We start from the raw sequence: 14,534 nt of genomic DNA, 5'->3' as shown, positions 1-14,534 counted from the left end.
GCCTCCCGGGCCCGCGTCTGCGCCCCCCCCGCCCGGTCGCTAACTCCGGAAGAACACCGCGCCTGCGCGCTCTCGCCCGCGGACCAGTGCGGCGGGAACGCCAGGGCCGACAGGATCTCCGGAGTTACGAGCAGCGCGCCGGCGACGCGACATGGCGCGGACGGCCCGGTTCGTCGCGGTGCGGGCCAGGTGCTAGGCGGCGTCGGCGGCCGCGGGCGCGTCGATCAGGGTGAGCAGCAGGTGGCCGGACGACACGGTCGTGCCGACCTCGGCCGCGATGGTGCCGACGACACCGTCCTTGTGCGCGGTCATCGGCTGCTCCATCTTCATGGCCTCAAGCACCAGCAGCAGGTCGCCCTTGACGACGGCGTCGCCCTCGGCGACGGCGAGCTTCACGACCGTCGCCTGCATCGGCGCCTTCACGGCGTCGCCGGTGCCGGTGTCGACCGCGTGGCTGCCCGTGCCGCTGCGGCGACGCGGGGGTGCGCCGGCCGTCTGCTCAGCGGATGCCGCGCCCGGCATCAGGCGTGCCGGCATCCGTACCTCGATGCGCCGGCCGTCGACCTCGACCACGACGCTGTGCTGCTTCTGCGCCTCGGCGGGGTCTTCCAAGCTGCCGGACCAGGGCTCGATGTCGTTGTCGTAGTCCGTCTCGATCCAGCGGGTGTACACCGAGAACGGCTCGCCGTTCTCCGGTGCGAAGGCCGGGTCGCGCACGATGTCGCGGTGGAACGGCAGCACGGTGGGGAGGCCCGCCACCTCGAACTCGTCGAGGGCGCGGCGGGAGCGCTCCAGCGCCTCCTCGCGGGTGGCGCCGGTGACGATGAGCTTGGCCAGCAGCGAGTCGAACGACCCGGAGATGACGTCGCCGGCCTGTACGCCGCTGTCGACGCGCACGCCGGGGCCGCCCGCGGGCTTGAAGACGTGCACGGGGCCGGGGGAGGGGATGAACCCGCGCCCGGCGTCCTCGCCGTTGATGCGGAATTCGAACGAGTGGCCGGTGGGCGCCGGGTCGTCGTAGTCGAGCACGCCGCCCTCGGCGAGGCGGAACTGCTCACGCACCAGGTCGATGCCGGTCACTTCTTCGGAGACCGGGTGCTCCACCTGCAGGCGCGTGTTGACCTCGAGGAACGAGACAGTGCCGTCCTTGCCGATGAGGAACTCGCAGGTACCGGCGCCGAGGTAGCCGACCTCCTTGAGGATCGCCTTCGACGCCCGGTACAGCTCAGCCGTCTGCTCGTCGGTGAGAAACGGCGCGGGGGCCTCCTCGACGAGCTTCTGGTGGCGCCGCTGCAGCGAGCAGTCGCGGGTGGAGACAACCACGACGTTGCCGTGCGCGTCGGCGAGGCACTGGGTCTCCACGTGGCGCGGCTGGTCGAGGTACTTCTCCACGAAGCATTCGCCGCGGCCGAACGCGGCGACGGCCTCACGTGTGGCGGACTGGAACAGCTCCTCCACCTCGGAGCGCTCGCGGGCGACCTTGAGGCCGCGCCCGCCGCCGCCGAAGGCGGCCTTGATGGCGACGGGGAGCCCGTGCTGGTCGACGAAGTCGAGGATCTCGGCGGCATCCGCTACCGGGTTGATCGTGCCGGGGGCGAGCGGCGCGCCCACCTTCTCGGCCACGTGGCGTGCGGAGACCTTGTCGCCGAGTTTCTCGATGGCCTCGGGTGACGGGCCGATCCAGATGAGGCCGGCGTCCATGACGGCGCGGGCGAAGTCGGCGTTCTCGGCGAGGAACCCGTAGCCGGGGTGCACGGCGTCGGCGCCGGCGCGGCGGGCGACGGAGAGGATTTTCTCGATCGAGAGGTACGTCTCGGCGCTGGTGGTGCCCTCGAGCCCGTACGCCTCATCCGCGAGGCGGGCGTGGAGGGCGTCGCGATCCTGGTCGGCGTAGACCGCGACAGAGGTGATCTTGCTGTCTTGGGCGGCCCGGATGACTCGCACGGCGATCTCGCCACGGTTGGCGATGAGGACTTTCGTTATACGTGGCACAGTGCTTTAGCCTACGGGCCGTCGCGGCATGCGCTTTGGGGCTCGTCCACAAAGTTGGCCTCGAACCGGTGAGGAATACCTACAACTGCCCCGCCCGGCCACGGATGCCGCCGGGGCCGGCGGGGCGGGGCGGGCCACGGATGCCGCGGGGCCGGTTGGGCGGCGCGGGCGGCCCGGGCCGCGCGGGCGCGGCCCCGGAATGGCGGCGGCCGATGCGCGTCAGGCGCGGGGGCGGTTCCAGAGGGCGGTCCACTCGTGGCCGAGGGAGCGCACCAGGCGGCGGAGCGTGGGCAGCGACAGCCCGACGACGGTCGACGGGTCGCCGTCGACGTGGGTGATGAATGGCGCCCCGAGGCTGTCGATCGTGAACGCGCCGGCCACGAACAGCGGCTCCCCGGACGCGATGTACGCGTCGAGCTCGGCGTCGCTGATGTCGTCCGCGAAGGTCACCTGGGCGACGGCAACCGCGCCGACTGCCAGCGGATGACCGGCATCCGTCGTGTCGATCAGCCAGTGCCCCGAATACAGGCTGCCGGTGCGCCCGCGCTGGAGTCCCCAGCGCTCGCGCGCCACCGACGGCGTGTGCGGCTTGCCGTAGATGGCGCCGTCGAGCACGAACATCGAGTCGCCGCCGAGCACGAGCCCCTGCACGCCCGTCGCCTCCACCACAGCCTCCGCCTTGGCGCGGGCCAGCAGCTCCACCATCCGTTCCGGGGTGAGCGGCGCGCCCTGCGCCTGCGCAGCGGCGGCGGCCACGGCGTCCTCGTCGACGCCGGGGGCGTGCGTGAGCGGTTCGATCCCCGCCGAGCGCAGCAGCATCAGCCGCGCCGGCGACGTCGACGCCAGGTGGAGGCGCACAGCGTCGGTATGCGATGCTCGATCAATGGCCACGCGCACTCACACTCCCGGCCCGCAGGGCGACGGCCCGGTCGGTTCCGAACTCGAATTGGACGTCACCAACGTAGCCCACGGCGGAATCTTCGTCGCCCGGCACGAGGGCCGCGTGGTGTTCGTGAGCGACACCCTTCCCGGCGAACGCGTGCGCGCCCGCCTGACCGACGCCGGGCACAAGAGCTTCTGGCGCGCCGAGACCGTCGAGGTGCTCGAGGCCGCCCCGGAACGGCAGCCGCACATCTGGTCGGCCGCCGCCGTCGAGCGCGCCCCGGAGGAGCGGGCCGGCGGCGCCGAGTTCGGCCACATCGAGCTCGCCCACCAGCGTGAACTCAAGCGCCAGGTGCTCGCCGACGCCCTGCACCGCATGGCCGGCATCGACACGGATGCCGTCGTCGAGCCGGTTCCCGTCGGCCTGAACGCCTCCCCGGGCGACGAGCTCGACGGCACCGGATGGCGCACCCGCGTGAGCCTGCACGTCGCCGCAGACGGCACCGTCGGCCCCTACTCTGCCCGCTCCCACACCGTCGTCCCCGTCGACGACCTCCCGCTCGCGGAGCGCGCCGTTGAGGCGGCTGCCCCGCTCGACGCGCTCTTCCCCGGCGCGGCATCCGTCGACCTCGTCGCCCCGTCCGAGGGCGACGTTCAGGTGCTCGTCGTCGAGCGCGATGCGCGGGGCAAGCCGCGACGGATGCCGCCCAAGCTCATCCGCGAACGCGTCGGCGACCGCGAGTTCCAGCTCGACGTCTCGGGCTTCTGGCAGGTGCACTCCCGCGCCGCCGAGACGCTGTACGGCGCCGTGCAGAACGCGATCGACGCCGACGCGTTCGACCCACGCGCCTCCAACCTCGACCTCTACGGCGGCGTCGGCCTCCTCGCCGCCGCGGTCGGCGACCGCTTCGGGCCGACGGTGCGCATCACCTCGGTCGAGGGCGATGCGCGCGCGACGGACTCCGCGGCCGAGAACCTCACCGACTGGGTGGGCGCCAACGCGCAGACCGACCGGGTCGACCGGTTCCTGCAGCGCACCCTTGCCGAGTCCAGCGAGGCCGAGCTCTCCCGGCTCGCCGCCGGCACCGTGGTGCTCGACCCGCCGCGCTCCGGCGCCGGCCGCGCCGTCGTCGACCAGCTCGGCGCGCTGGGGCCCGCTCAGGTCGTCTATGTGGCCTGCGACCCGGTCGCCCTGGCCCGCGACGTGGCCCTCTTCGCCGGCCACGGCTACCAGCTTCGCAGCCTCCGCGCCTTCGACCTGTTCCCCAATACGCACCACGTCGAAGCCGTCGCCCTGCTCACGCGGTAGCTGTCGCTAAGCTGAGGCGTGCAGCACCGGCGGGTGCGGCGCCGGGCGGTTCTGCCGTCTCGCGCCGCCGTTACGCCCTGAAACGTACAGAGATGAAGGAGTGCGCTCGCCGTGACCCCAGCAGCCCAGACCACGCCGGCCGATGTCGACCAGATGCCGGGCGGGCGGGTGCGCGTGGGCATCGTCGACGACCACGAATCGGTGCGCCTCGGACTGCAGGCGGCGTGCGAAGATGCCGGATTCGAGGTCGTGCTCGCCGCCGCGACCGCGTGTGAACTGGTGCGGGGCCTCGACGGCCGGGTGTGCGACGTCATCGTGCTCGACCTCTCCCTCGGCGACGGCTCCGTGGTCACCGACAACGTGAAGCTCGTGCAGGGCACCGGCGCGGCCGTGCTCGTGCACAGCATCGCCGACCGGGTGGCGCTCGTGCGCGAGGCGCTCGCCGCCGGTGCGGCCGGCGTCATCCCCAAGTCGTCGCCGACGACGACCGTCATGGCGGCCGTCGCATCCGTTGCCCGCGGCGACGTACTCAACAACCTGGAGTGGGCCAGCGCCATCGACGCCGACGCCGACTTCGCCAAGGCCCAGCTGGGCCGCCGCGAGCGCGACGTGCTGCACCTCTACGCCTCCGGGCTGCCGCTGAAGATGGTCGCCATGCAGCTCGGCATCGCGCACTCCACGGCCCGCGAGTACCTGGACCGGATCCGCGTGAAGTACGTGGAGGTCGGCCGCCCCGCCCCCACGAAGGTCGACCTGCTTCGCCGTGCCGTGGAAGACGGCATCCTGCCCGGCCTCGACACCGCGGGTGGAGATGAGAACGGCTGACACGGCCTCCGTCCTCGGGCAGTGGCCGGACGGCGGCGAACGCGACAAGCTGCACACCATGCCGCCGGTCAGCTCCGGGGGCGCGGCAGCGGATGCCCTGCGCCGGCCCGCGCACGCGATCAACCCGACCAGCAGGCGGCAGATCGAGATCGTCCTCTCGCGCTCCGTCGGCGGCATCGGCTTCATCTTCGCGCTGCAGACCCTGCCCGCGATGGCGTCCCAGCTCGATGACCTGAAGCCCGGCTGGGGACCGTTCCTCGCCATCACCCTGTATTCGAGCGTCGCGCTCGTCGTGGTGTGCACCGTCATCCAGGTCGGCATCCGCGTGGCCTGCACCATCGTGTCGGCCGGGTACCTGGCCGCCCTGCTGGCCTGGCCGGCCCTGCTCATGGTGCCCGACGCGGTGCTGCAGGACAAGCCGTGGCTCTGGTACTTCTGCTCCATCGCCACGTCCTGTGCCGCACTGGCCTTCCCGCTGCGCTGGGCGGCGGTCTACGCGATCACCGCCCCCGTCGCCTACGGCGTGCTCCGGCTCACCCCGGCGGGCGGGCACGCCGACCTGCTCCTCGCGGCGCTCGATGCCGTCTACGCGATCCTCCTCGGGCAGGTGGTGCTGATCATCATCGTCATGCTGCGCCAGGCGACCGCCGCCGTCGACATCGCCCAGTCCAACGCGCTGCGCAAATACGCCGCCGCGGTGCGCCATCACGCCACCGAGCTGGAGCGGGTCGAGGTGGACTCGATCGTGCACGACAGCGTGCTCACCACCCTGCTGGCCGCCGCGCGGGCCGAGACGCCCAAGGAGGCGGAACTCGCGGTGACGATGGCCGCCCGCGCCATGGCGCGCCTCACCGACGCGGGCGTCCCGGTGGCCAACGACGAGACCGTCATCCCGTTCGCCCGGGTGAGCCAGCGCATCCGTCACGCTGCCGAGGCGTTCGCCAGCCCCTTCGTCGTCGTCGAAAAGAACGTCGACATGATCACCGTGCCGCTGCAGGCGAGCGACGCCCTCTACTCCGCGACCGTGCAGGCCATGGTGAACAGCATGCAGCATGCCGGCACCGGCGACATCACCCGCACGCTGACCCTGCGCTCGAACTCGCGCGGCGGCTGCACCATCGAGATCACCGACACCGGGGTGGGCTTCGACGCGCGGGCGGTGCCGAGCGAACGGCTCGGTCTGCGACTGTCGATCATGGAGCGGATGGAGAGCGCCGGCGGTGCGGTGAAACTCCGCACCGCTCCCGGTGAGGGCACGACGGTGACGATCGTGTGGCCACGGCCGGCGGAGTCCGGCCCCGACACCGGTGTCATCGGCCCGGCCCACCCGGGCGCAGACGACCCGGCGACGGGAGTCGACCGATGATCACCGTTCCCCGCGGCCTGCTCCTCGCGCTCGCCGCGTTGTTCTCCACCTACCACGTCGTGCTCGGCATCTACTCGCTGCGGGTGCCGTCGTCGCCGGTGCCGGCGATCGTGGCGATGGTGCTCTACGCGGTAGCGACGGTGGTCAGCCTGTGGCCGACGAGCCCCACACGGATGCCGCTCTGGCTGGCCGCATTCAACCTCGCGGTCTCGGGCACGCTGCCCCTCCTCGTCAGCAGCACCCTCGACGGTTCCCGCAACAACGGCTACGCCACCTGGTACGTCGCCGCCGTGGGCGTGCTGATGACCATCACCGCCGCGCGCAAGCGGCAGGCGACGGCGTGGGCCGGAGTCGGCTTCCTCGCCGCGTACACGGTCGCCTGGGCCGGCCCGGCCGCGGTGGCGTCGCAGGGTGTGTTCGGCAGCGTCCTGTGGGTGGGCGTGGCGATCCTGCTCGCCCACGCGCTCACCAAGGCCGGGCGCGACGCCAGCCAGTACGGACTCGCCGAGCGCGAGGCGAGCGACTGGCAGGCGGCGCAGGAGGCGCACCTCTACGAACGCCGCGTGCGCCTGGCGCACACCAACCGGCTGGCCGCGCCGATGCTGCGGCGCATCGTGGAGCGCGGCGGGGTGCTGACCGATGTGCAGCGGCAGGAGTGCCGGTACCTCGAGGCGGCCATCCGCGACGAGATCCGCGGACGCAAACTCCTGAACGACGAGGTGCGGTTCCAGGTGATGGCCGCTCGCCGGCGCGGCGCGATCGTGTCGCTCCTCGACGAGGGCGGCATCGACGACCTCTCCGGGCAGGATCTCGAAGAACTCCGCAACACTCTCGCCGCGGCCATCGCGCGCACCAGCGCGGACCGCATCATCGCCCGCTCGGTCGCCGACAAGTCGGACACCGCGGTGACGGTCGTCGGCCTCAGCAGCGCAGACAGCGCCGCCAGCGCCCTCGGGCAGGAGTCCTCCGACGATGAGGTCGACCTCTGGCTGGAGATCCCGCGCCCCGCCCCCACCCGGTCTCCCTAACCCCCGCCGCTCGCGTCCCTCGCGTCCCTCCCGTCCCTCCCGCCCCGCCCCGTCTCCCTAACCCCCGCCGCTCGCGTCCCTCGCGTCCCTCCCGTTCCCTCACGTCCCTCCCGTCCCTCGCGCCCCTCGTCCCCTCCCGTCCCTCGCCACTTCGAGCTGCGCGGGTTGAACGCCGCTCCGCGGGTTGAATTCAGCCCGCGCAGCGGCGTCCAACCCGCGCAGCTCACAACGGATGCCCGTCCTCCCCAGGAGCGTCAGTCCCGTTCCCGGCCCACAGCCTCAGCTCGTGCGCGCCGGCGCCGCAGCTCGGGCCGCAGAGTAGGGCGATGAGCTCATCCAGCAACGTCCCAGGCCCAGGTGCCGCGAACCCCTCCCACGAGCGCGGCAGGCGGCATCCGGAAGAGGCTCTGGTCTTCTCTCGCGACGTGAGCGGCGCGTTCGGAGCCGACATGAGGCTGCGCCGCCTCGTGGACCGCGGCCTCCTGCAACGAATCAACCGCGGGCAGTACGTGGCGGCTCAAGAATGGAGCGCCTTGGGCCGGGATGATCGCTATCGCGTGCGCGTTCTCGCAGCGGCTCGCTCGCGTACCGCCGCCCCGCCGCTCAGTCACGAATCGGCCGCCGTGCTGTGGGGTCTCCCGGTGCTCGCCGGCTGGCCGGCCGAGGTCCACTTCGTCACCGAGCGGAGGTCAGGCGGGCGCTCGTACCCGGGCGTCAGGGTGCACGCCGTCGGATTCGACGCGCGCGACGTGACGGTTCGGGAGGGCGTTGTCCTGACCACCGTCGAGCGCACCGTCGTCGACCTCGCCGCGCGCCTTGACGTGAAGTCAGCCGTGGCCGTGATCGACCGGGCCCTGGCCGTCGACCGGTTCCGACGCGTGCCGGCGATGACCACGAAGCTCCAGTTGCTCGAAACGTGGGAACGCATGCTGCCGTTCCGCGGCTCGGTACGTGCCCGGGTCCTGATCGAGTTCGGGTCAGAGCTGGCCGACTCTCCGAATGAGTCGGCCAGCCGGGTCAACATCGCGTTGAGCGGGTTTCCCGAACCGGTGCTTCAGAAGACGTTCGTCATCGACGGCCGACGCTACGACACGGACTTCTATTGGGAGGAGTTCGACGCCGTGGGGGAGTGCGACGGCGACGCGAAGTACTTCGACCCCGTACTCCTCGGAGGGCGGACGACCGCCGAAGTGGTGAAGGCGGAGAAAGACCGGGAAGATGCCATCCGGCGCCGGGTCGCGGCCTTCGGCCGCTGGGACAGCGCCGTGGCGATGAGTCAGTACCGTCTGCGCGAGCGCCTCCTTGAGCTCGGTCTCCCCGCCAGACGGAGGCGGCTCCTGCTGCCGCAGAGCGACCTCCAGCGCGATCCGCGGGTTGAACGCCGCTACGCGGGTTGAATTCGACCCGCGCAGCGGCGTTCAACCGGCGTGCCGACAAAAAGCCCCATTGCGCAGCAACGGATGGCGCGGAAATAGGAAAGGGACCGGCCGAAGCCGATCCCTTTCCTAAAACTCGAGTCAGGGCGACAACCCGAATATCGCCCTGACTCGCCCCCAAAACATTCGCCTGCTTACCCTAGTGGGCGAATGATTGGTGGTGCCGCCCCTTTCGAGGAGCACCTAGCACAACCAATAATGCCTCGCGCCCCCAGGACCAGTAAGTCAGCATTTAGGGGGACAGTGCTTTCCGGCCCCGTGCTGCTCGACCTCCGGCACCGAACGCGGCGCGAATCAGCCGCTGAAATTGCGCCAGCTGCCGGGGCCGGGGCGGATGCTCTGGCGAACCAGCCGCTCGCGCTCCGCCCACCTGCTGGGCACCGGCTCCGGCCGCTTCCGCAGGTGCTCCGCCTGCTCATGGAGCATGGCGTTCAGCACGGCGGTGACAGCCGCCACCTCTGCCGGGGTCACCCCGCGGGTGACGAACTCGATCTGGGAGGCGTCGAGGCCGTCGCCTCCGGCATCCGTTGTTTCAGTCATCGTCGGCCCCTACAGCGGGATGTTGCCGTGCTTCTTGGGCGGCAGGCTCGCGCGTTTAGTGCGCAGGGCCCGGAGCGCCTTGGTGACCGCCACGCGCGTGACGGCCGGCTCGATGACGCCGTCGAGCTCGCCCCGCTCGGCGGCCAGGAACGGGCTGGCGACGTTGTAGGTGTACTCGTTGGCCAGCCGGGTGCGCACCTCGGCGACATCCTCACCGGCCTCCTCGGCGCGCTTGATCTCGCTGCGGTAGAGGATGTTCACGGCACCCTGGCCGCCCATCACGGCGATCTCGGCCGTCGGCCAGGCGAGGTTCATGTCGGCCCCGAGCTGCTTCGAGCCCATGACGATGTACGCGCCGCCGTAGGCCTTGCGCAGGATGACGGTGACCAGCGGCACCGTCGCCTCGGCGTAGGCGTAGAGCAGCTTGGCACCGCGGCGGATGACGCCCGTCCACTCCTGGTCGGTGCCCGGCAGGTAGCCGGGAACGTCGACGAGGGTGAGGATCGGGATGTTGAACGCGTCGCAGAAGCGCACGAAGCGCGACGCCTTCTCGCCGGCGTCGATGTTCAGAGTGCCGGCCATGGCGTTGGGCTGGTTGGCGACGATGCCGACCGAGCGGCCTTCGACGCGGGCGAAACCGACCACGATGTTCGGCGCGAACAGGGGCTGGGTCTCGAGGAAGTCGCCGTGGTCGACGATGTGCTCGATGACGGTCTTCACGTCGTAGGGCTGGTTGGGGGAGTCGGGGATGATCGTGTTGAGCTTGCGGTCGGCATCCGTCGTCTCGAGCTCGGCGTCGCTGTCGAAGACCGGCAGCTCGGAGAGGTTGTTGTCGGGGAGGAACCCGAGCAGGGTGCGCGCGTAGTCGAGGGCGTCGGCCTCGTCGCTGGCGAGGTAGTGCGAGACGCCGGAGACCTTGTTGTGGGTGAGGGCGCCGCCGAGCTCTTCCATGCCGACGTCTTCGCCGGTGACGGTCTTGATCACGTCGGGGCCGGTGACGAACATCTGGCTGGTCTTGTCGACCATGATGACGAAGTCGGTGAGGGCGGGGGAGTAGACCGCGCCGCCGGCGGCCGGGCCCATGATGATGGAGATTTGCGGGATGACGCCGGATGCCTGCGTGTTGCGGCGGAAGATCTCGCCGTACTTGCCGAGCGCGACCACGCCCTCCTGGATGCGGGCGCCGCCGGAGTCGAGGATGCCGATGATCGGCACGCCGGTCTTCAGGGCCAGGTCCATGACCTTGATGATCTTCTCGCCGGCGACCTCGCCGAGCGAGCCGCCGAAGATGGTGAAGTCCTGCGCGTAGACGGCGACCTGGCGCCCGTGAATGGTGCCGGTGCCGGTGACGACGGCGTCCCCGTACGGGCGCTTCTTCTCCATGCCGAACGCGTGGGTGCGGTGGCGCACGAACTCGTCGAGCTCCACGAACGACCCGTGGTCGAGCAGCTGCTCGATGCGCTCGCGGGCGGTCATCTTGCCCTTCGCGTGCTGCTTCTCGATCGCCGCCTGGCCGCTGGCCGTCACGGCCTCGTGGTAACGGTCCTTCAGGTCGGCCAGCCGTCCCGCCGTCGTGTACAAGTCAGGGCCCGAAGTCGATGCGTTGTCAGTCACGCCGTTCACTCTACCGGCCAGCCCCTTGGCTGAACCGTTGACGATTCGCCACAAATCCACCGCCATCCGCTGGACGCTTTCCGCTGCACAACTCCTTCAATTCCGGGCGCGGAGGGCGCAAACATGCGTGACGGACGCAAAGTTCGACAGAATTGGAGGAGTTGAGCCGGGAAGACAGGGAAGAGGGCGCATGGAGTTTCCGCTGAGCCGCGAGGTCGCGGGGCGCTTCGAGTACCTTGTCGAGACGGGGTCGACCAACGACGTCCTGGTGGCGCACGCGACGGGTGCGGATGCCTCCGGCTGGCCCGATCTGTCGGTGGTCGTCACCGACAACCAGACCCGCGGCCGCGGCCGCCTCGGTCGCACCTGGCTCGCGCCTACCGGCAAGTCGCTCGCCATCTCCGTGCTCCTGCGCCCCCGGCTTCCGCCCACGTTGATAGTTCCGGACGAGACGGACAGGCACGCCGGTCCGTCTCGTCCGGAACTGTCGGTCTCGGCGGGCGAGCCGCTACCGATGGACCAGTTCGGCTGGTTCCCGCTGCTGGCGGGGGCGGCGATGACCCTCGCCGTGCGCGACGTGGTCGCCGAGTCCTCGGCGCCCGCCGAGCCCGCCGATGACGAGCAGCCCCGACACGAGGTGACGCTGAAATGGCCGAATGACGTGCTGATCGACGGATACAAGGTGTCCGGCATCCTCTGCGAGCTCCTGCCGGGCGGGGGCGTGGTGATCGGCGCGGGCCTGAACGTTTCGCTCGATGAGCACGACCTGCCCACCCTCACCTCGACCTCGCTGCTGCTGGTCACGGGCACCTCGCCCGACCCGGATGCGGTGCTGGCGGGCTACCTCACCCGGTTGCGGGAGCTGTACGACCGCTTCGTCTCGGCGGCCGGAGACCCGGTGGCCAGCGGCCTGCACGACCGTGTGGTCGCGCTCTGCGGCACGCTCGGCGCCGCCGTGCGGGTGGAGCTGCCGGGCGGCACCGACCTCGTCGGCACCGCAGTGCGTCTCGACGAGGACGGCCGGCTGGTGGTGCGCGACCAGGCGGACAACGAGCTGCTGGCGGTCGCGGCCGGCGACGTCACCCACCTGCGGTATTAATGGGTCTATGACGATCAGCGCAGGCACGACCGAGAACGGGCCCGCGGATGCGCCGGCCGAGCACGTCGTCGCCCGGCTGCGCCCGCACGCGCGCCTGCTGTTCTGGCCGACGATCCTGCTGTTCGTGATCGCCGGCGCCACCGGGTACTACGCCGGCAACCTGCCCGAGCCATGGCTGAACAGCCTGCTCGTGGTCGGTGCCCTGCTCGCCGTCGTGCTGCTCTGGCTGCTGCCCGTCGTCTCCTGGCTCAACCGCCGCTACACGATCACCACACGGCGCATCATCTTCCGGCACGGCTTCTTCGTGCGCACCCGGCAGGAGCTGTTGCACAGCCGCGGATACGACGTGACGGTGCGGCAGAACTGGCTCCAGTCGGCGTTCCGGTCCGGCAACGTGCTCATCAACTCGGGGCTCGAGCATCCGCTGGTGTTGAAAGACGTGCCCAATGCGGCGCTCGTGCAGAAGGTGCTGCACGACCTGATGGAGGAGACCCGCGCGCCGATCGCGCCGAAGCGGGACGAGCACCCGCTCCTCGGCGAGACCTCGGGGTTCCGGCGCGGGCGGTAGCGCCGACAGGCGAAATGGCTCAGGTGCCGCTCGGCAGCGATCCGGCGCCGCGCTCGCCCGGGAGCAGGGCCGACGCGGGAACGCGGGCGCGCCCGGTGCGGTTCGGGGCGAACACCCAGTAGCGGTACAGCACGAAGCGGAACACGGCGCCGAGGGCGAGGCCCACGACGTTCGACGAGATGTTGTCGGCCAGCACGCTCGTCTGCCCCAGCACGTAGTGGCTGAACCACAGGCACAGCAGGCCGATCGCCATGCCGGCGATGCTCACGGCGAAGAACTCGAGCGCCTCCCGCCCGGTGCGCGATCGCCGGTTGTCGCTGAAGGTCCAGTATCGGTTCCCCAGCCAGTTGGTCACGATCGCGAGCGCCGTCGAGATGACCTTGGCGTAGAGCGGCCCCGCGTGCACGACGTGCGGCTCGAAGACGGTGGCGCGCAACAGGTTGAACACGGCCACGTCGACGACGAAGCCCACGAGCCCGACCGCGCCGAACTTGGCGACCTGCGCGGCGAACGCAAGCAGACGGCGCCTGGTTACCGATCTCTGGGCCATATTCCGTCCGGTCGCACGCATGACTCCGACTGAGCCAAAATAGAACAGTGAGATCGGCAGTTTACGACGCTGCCGCCGCGGAACGCTGGGAATCAGCCGACGAGGTGCGGGCGGATGCGTCGGCCCGGTACTCGCATCCGGCTCGACAGGGATTGGTGAAGACATGACCACGATCGTTGGTGTCATCGGCGGCGGCCAGCTGGCCAGGATGATGATTCCCGCCGCGGTGAACCTCGGCATCGACCTTCGGGTGCTGGCCGAGAGCGAGGGCATGGCCGCGGGGCTCGCCGCCGCCGGCGTCGGCGACTACCGCGACGCCGACACCGTGCTGGCCTTCGCCGAGACCGTCGACGTCATCACCTTCGACCATGAGCACGTGCCGCAGGAGATCCTGCGTGCGCTCGTGAACCGCGGCGTGCGCGTTCACCCCGGCCCCGACGCGCTGCTGTACGCGCAGGACAAGCTGCTCATGCGCCAGAAACTCACCGACCTGGGCCTGCCCGTGCCCGACTGGGCTGCCGTCTCGAATTCCGGCGAACTGGCAGCCTTCCTGGCGGAGCACGACGGCCGCGCGGTCGTGAAGACCCCGCGGGGCGGCTACGACGGCAAGGGCGTGCGCGTCGTCTCCGGCGAGCACGACGTCGACGACTGGTTCGAGGCGCTCGCCGGCGACGACCGCGGCTCCGCCCTCCTCGTGGAGGAACTCGTGGACTTCCGGCGCGAACTGGCCCAGCTCGTGGCCCGGCGGCCCTCCGGCGAGATCGTGGCGTGGCCGCTCGTCGAGACCGTGCAACGCGGCGGCGTCTGCGCCGAGGTCATCGCGCCCGCACCCGGCTCCGCTGGGCGGGTGGCCGACGTCGCCGCCGACATCGCCATGGCGGTCGCCGAGGGCATCGGCGTCACGGGCGTGCTCGCGGTCGAGCTGTTCGAGACAACGGATGAGCGCCTGCTGGTGAACGAGCTGGCCATGCGCCCGCACAACAGCGGCCACTGGTCCATCGACGGTTCCACGACGAGTCAGTTCGAGCAGCACCTGCGCGCGGTGCTCGACCTGCCGCTCGGCGCCACCGGTGCCCGCGAACTCTGGTCGGTGATGGTCAATGTGCTGGGCGGCCCGGCCGAGGGATCGATGGCTGACCGCTACCCGGCGGCCTTCGACGCCCACCCGACGGTGAAGGTGCACAACTACGGCAAGGATCCGCGTCCGGGACGCAAGATCGGCCACGTCACGGCCGGCGGCGACGAACTCGAGACCGTCGTCTACGAGGCGCGTGCCACTGCGGCTTTCTTTCAGGACTGAGACATAAGATCGTCTGCGTGCCAGA

General features: G+C 70.8%; 13 protein-coding genes. 8 read left to right on the top strand and 5 right to left on the bottom strand.

Going from position 1 to position 14,534, the window contains the following annotated elements; all coding sequences use genetic code 11:
* Positions 1-192: 192 nt before the first annotated feature.
* Both EEJ31_RS11380 and EEJ31_RS11375 read right to left on the bottom strand, forming a co-directional pair.
* Entirely contained in the window at positions 193-1,992 is a 1,800-nt protein-coding gene (locus tag EEJ31_RS11380; RefSeq protein WP_123046409.1) for an acetyl/propionyl/methylcrotonyl-CoA carboxylase subunit alpha, read from the bottom strand.
* A 219-nt stretch (positions 1,993-2,211) separates the two neighbouring features.
* Entirely contained in the window at positions 2,212-2,850 is a 639-nt protein-coding gene (locus EEJ31_RS11375) for a Maf family protein (protein ID WP_123046408.1), read from the bottom strand.
* Between the two features lie 25 nt (positions 2,851-2,875).
* Between EEJ31_RS11375 and EEJ31_RS11370 the strand changes: the two genes are divergently transcribed.
* The 5 genes from EEJ31_RS11370 (at position 2,876) to EEJ31_RS11350 (ending at position 8,799) form a co-directional block, all read left to right on the top strand.
* Positions 2,876-4,183: a class I SAM-dependent RNA methyltransferase gene (locus EEJ31_RS11370; RefSeq protein ID WP_123046407.1), complete on the top strand. Its 1,308-nt coding sequence runs from the start codon at positions 2,876-2,878 to the stop codon at positions 4,181-4,183.
* Positions 4,184-4,336: 153 nt separating this feature from the next.
* Positions 4,337-5,008, top strand: coding sequence for a response regulator transcription factor (locus EEJ31_RS11365; RefSeq protein WP_123046415.1), 672 nt, complete (start codon positions 4,337-4,339; stop codon positions 5,006-5,008).
* Positions 4,995-6,374: a sensor histidine kinase gene (locus tag EEJ31_RS11360; protein WP_233563859.1), complete on the top strand. Its 1,380-nt coding sequence runs from the start codon at positions 4,995-4,997 to the stop codon at positions 6,372-6,374. The genes EEJ31_RS11365 and EEJ31_RS11360 overlap by 14 nt, the downstream gene beginning before the upstream one ends.
* Positions 6,371-7,402 carry a hypothetical protein gene (locus tag EEJ31_RS11355; protein ID WP_123046405.1) on the top strand — a complete coding sequence of 344 codons (1,032 nt, stop codon included), beginning with the start codon at positions 6,371-6,373 and terminating at the stop codon, positions 7,400-7,402. The genes EEJ31_RS11360 and EEJ31_RS11355 overlap by 4 nt, the downstream gene beginning before the upstream one ends.
* A gap of 326 nt (positions 7,403-7,728) precedes the next feature.
* On the top strand, positions 7,729-8,799 hold the full coding sequence (locus EEJ31_RS11350; protein WP_148040178.1) for a type IV toxin-antitoxin system AbiEi family antitoxin domain-containing protein: 1,071 nt from the start codon (positions 7,729-7,731) through the stop codon (positions 8,797-8,799).
* A 333-nt stretch (positions 8,800-9,132) separates the two neighbouring features.
* Here EEJ31_RS11350 and EEJ31_RS11345 read toward each other — a convergent pair whose 3' ends face one another.
* Both EEJ31_RS11345 and EEJ31_RS11340 read right to left on the bottom strand, forming a co-directional pair.
* Positions 9,133-9,378 (bottom strand): acyl-CoA carboxylase subunit epsilon, encoded by a 246-nt coding sequence (locus tag EEJ31_RS11345; protein WP_123046403.1) that lies wholly within the window; start codon positions 9,376-9,378, stop codon positions 9,133-9,135.
* Between the two features lie 9 nt (positions 9,379-9,387).
* Positions 9,388-11,001: an acyl-CoA carboxylase subunit beta gene (locus tag EEJ31_RS11340; protein WP_407643240.1), complete on the bottom strand. Its 1,614-nt coding sequence runs from the start codon at positions 10,999-11,001 to the stop codon at positions 9,388-9,390.
* A gap of 181 nt (positions 11,002-11,182) precedes the next feature.
* Here EEJ31_RS11340 and EEJ31_RS11335 point away from each other — a divergent pair, with 181 nt between their 5' ends.
* Positions 11,183-12,091: a biotin--[acetyl-CoA-carboxylase] ligase gene (locus EEJ31_RS11335; protein WP_123046402.1), complete on the top strand. Its 909-nt coding sequence runs from the start codon at positions 11,183-11,185 to the stop codon at positions 12,089-12,091.
* A gap of 7 nt (positions 12,092-12,098) precedes the next feature.
* Entirely contained in the window at positions 12,099-12,659 is a 561-nt protein-coding gene (locus EEJ31_RS11330; protein ID WP_123046401.1) for a PH domain-containing protein, read from the top strand.
* Positions 12,660-12,678: 19 nt separating this feature from the next.
* On the opposite strand, the gene EEJ31_RS11325 is transcribed toward EEJ31_RS11330, so the two are convergent.
* Positions 12,679-13,209, bottom strand: coding sequence for a GtrA family protein (locus EEJ31_RS11325; RefSeq protein WP_123046400.1), 531 nt, complete (start codon positions 13,207-13,209; stop codon positions 12,679-12,681).
* Positions 13,210-13,372: 163 nt separating this feature from the next.
* Between EEJ31_RS11325 and EEJ31_RS11320 the strand changes: the two genes are divergently transcribed.
* Entirely contained in the window at positions 13,373-14,509 is a 1,137-nt protein-coding gene (locus EEJ31_RS11320) for a 5-(carboxyamino)imidazole ribonucleotide synthase (RefSeq protein ID WP_123046399.1), read from the top strand.
* Positions 14,510-14,534 lie beyond the last annotated feature (25 nt).

It is taken from the genome of Cryobacterium tepidiphilum, assembly GCF_003716325.1.
In the GTDB taxonomy this organism is placed as follows: domain Bacteria; phylum Actinomycetota; class Actinomycetes; order Actinomycetales; family Microbacteriaceae; genus Cryobacterium; species Cryobacterium tepidiphilum.
The sequence above is the reverse complement of the archived record's forward strand: the minus strand, read 5'-3'. Positions and strand labels throughout refer to the sequence as shown.